Raw genomic sequence first — 1,670 nt, 5'->3', positions numbered from 1 at the left:
CTGTTGCTCTTTATGCTGCTGTTGCTGAGGCTTTAGACAAGTGGGAACCGCGTTTTAAATTGAAAAAAATTGATTTTAAATGGGGTGAGGCTGGACAAGTTTCTTTGTCCTTTGAAGGCATTTATTTGCCATCCGGCAAGCCCATTACCATGGAAGGATTATTGATAAAATGAATGGAGTACTTGCAAAACCCGAAATTATTACAGAACTTTCTTTTGAGGAAATACGTGCTGCTGCTCTTGCCCATTTAAAAGAGCTTTTGCCTGAATATACCATTCTTGAAAGTGATCCGGCTGTAAAAGTCATTGAGGCTTTTAGCTATCGAGAACTGCTGTTAAGACAGCGTATTAACGAAGCGGCACGCAACAACATTCTTGATTTTGCAACCGGTGAATCTCTTGATGCTTTGGGAAACTGGCATGGTCTTGCCCGCATGGAGGGTGAAAGTGACGAGAGATATCGTGAACGCATAGAACTTCATGCCCGTGGTGGCAATGGTAGCGGGACAGAGCCCTATTACAAGCTTATAGCCTTAACAGCAGATAGTCGTGTTAAGGATGCGATTGTTTACCGTAAAGGCAAAGACCCAACCATCTATGTTGCTCTTTTTGGCAACAATGAAGAAGGAACGGCATCTGAAGATCTCATACAAACAGTCTCAAAAGCTCTTCACAGAAAAAATATCATCATGACCAATGATACAATCATTGTTCACGCTGCTGTCAAAAAAGTGCTGGATTTAGAGGCAGATGTTTGGCTGTTACCAGAAACATCTTTGAAAATTCTCACAACAATGGAAACAAATTTAAGAACAGCATGGAGACAAGAACAAGCCATTGGTCGTGAATTAAGTTTGTCGTGGTGGATTTCAAAACTAATGATTTCTGGTGTCCAAAAAGTCATTGCCATTACACCAACACAAGACAGTATGGTTTGTGATGAAGAAATTTTATCGATTGGAAAAATCACCTTAAACTTCAAAGGGCGTGCGCGCTAATGGTTGGTTCCCTCCTTCCCACAAACGCGACAGAATTTGAAAAGCGCCTTGCCGATGCTTGCGATTTTCATCAAGATATTGATGGTTCTGTTTTGGGGATTTCACGTTCTAAACTGATCACACGCCCTCCCCGTTTCTTGCCGTGGTTGATTGAAGAATACGGGCTTGGAGAGCTTACGCCTTATGTTCCAAATCTCTATGATCTGATTGATCAAGGGATTCAATGGCAGCGCTTGCGCGGCTCCCTTGCTGCAATAGAGGTGGGGCTTGAATGGCTCCAGATTACAGCACGCTTTACGCCCGCATGGACGGGGCGGGCATGGTGGAATTCCTTTCAACTTGATTTTGATCAGTTGCCTGAACGGAAAAGCCTTGAAGCCATTGAAGCAATCACAGATCTTTCCAAAAGTTTGCGCTCTGATTTTCGCCGTGGTGTTTATGGTTATGATGTTCAAGCTGTTGAATGCAATATGTCACGCCTTGATGACAGCATGTTGGAGTATGAAAGCGGTGTTCGCTTAACAGCTGGGGGCACTTTGTTTTCCTTTGGGCGCACAACAGAGATAGAGCACGTTCTCTTAAGAGAAGAAGGCAGGCTTATTGGCAATTGGATAGAGGATGGGGATGAGGAATTAAGCTGGAACCAAATCGATTACCCATGGGACATGGCAAA

The 1,670-nt window shown here is 43.6% G+C and carries 2 protein-coding genes and 1 pseudogene; all 3 read left to right on the top strand.

Going from position 1 to position 1,670, the window contains the following annotated elements; translation table 11 throughout:
• A pseudogene (locus ACFINF_RS09125) lies at nt 1-173 on the top strand (baseplate assembly protein W); the annotation flags it as partial.
• Nucleotides 170-997 (top strand): baseplate J/gp47 family protein, encoded by an 828-nt coding sequence (locus ACFINF_RS09120; RefSeq protein ID WP_375620575.1) that lies wholly within the window; start codon nt 170-172, stop codon nt 995-997. The pseudogene ACFINF_RS09125 and the gene ACFINF_RS09120, both read left to right, overlap by 4 nt.
• A partial coding sequence (locus ACFINF_RS09115; RefSeq protein WP_375620574.1) for a phage tail protein occupies nt 997-1,670 on the top strand: 674 nt, incomplete at its 3' end. The genes ACFINF_RS09120 and ACFINF_RS09115, both read left to right, overlap by 1 nt.

This window comes from Bartonella sp. TS25HLJMH (assembly GCF_042193505.1).
Taxonomy (GTDB): domain Bacteria; phylum Pseudomonadota; class Alphaproteobacteria; order Rhizobiales; family Rhizobiaceae; genus Bartonella; species Bartonella grahamii.
Note: the sequence above shows the minus strand (reverse complement) of the source record. Positions and strands in the feature narration are given on the sequence as shown.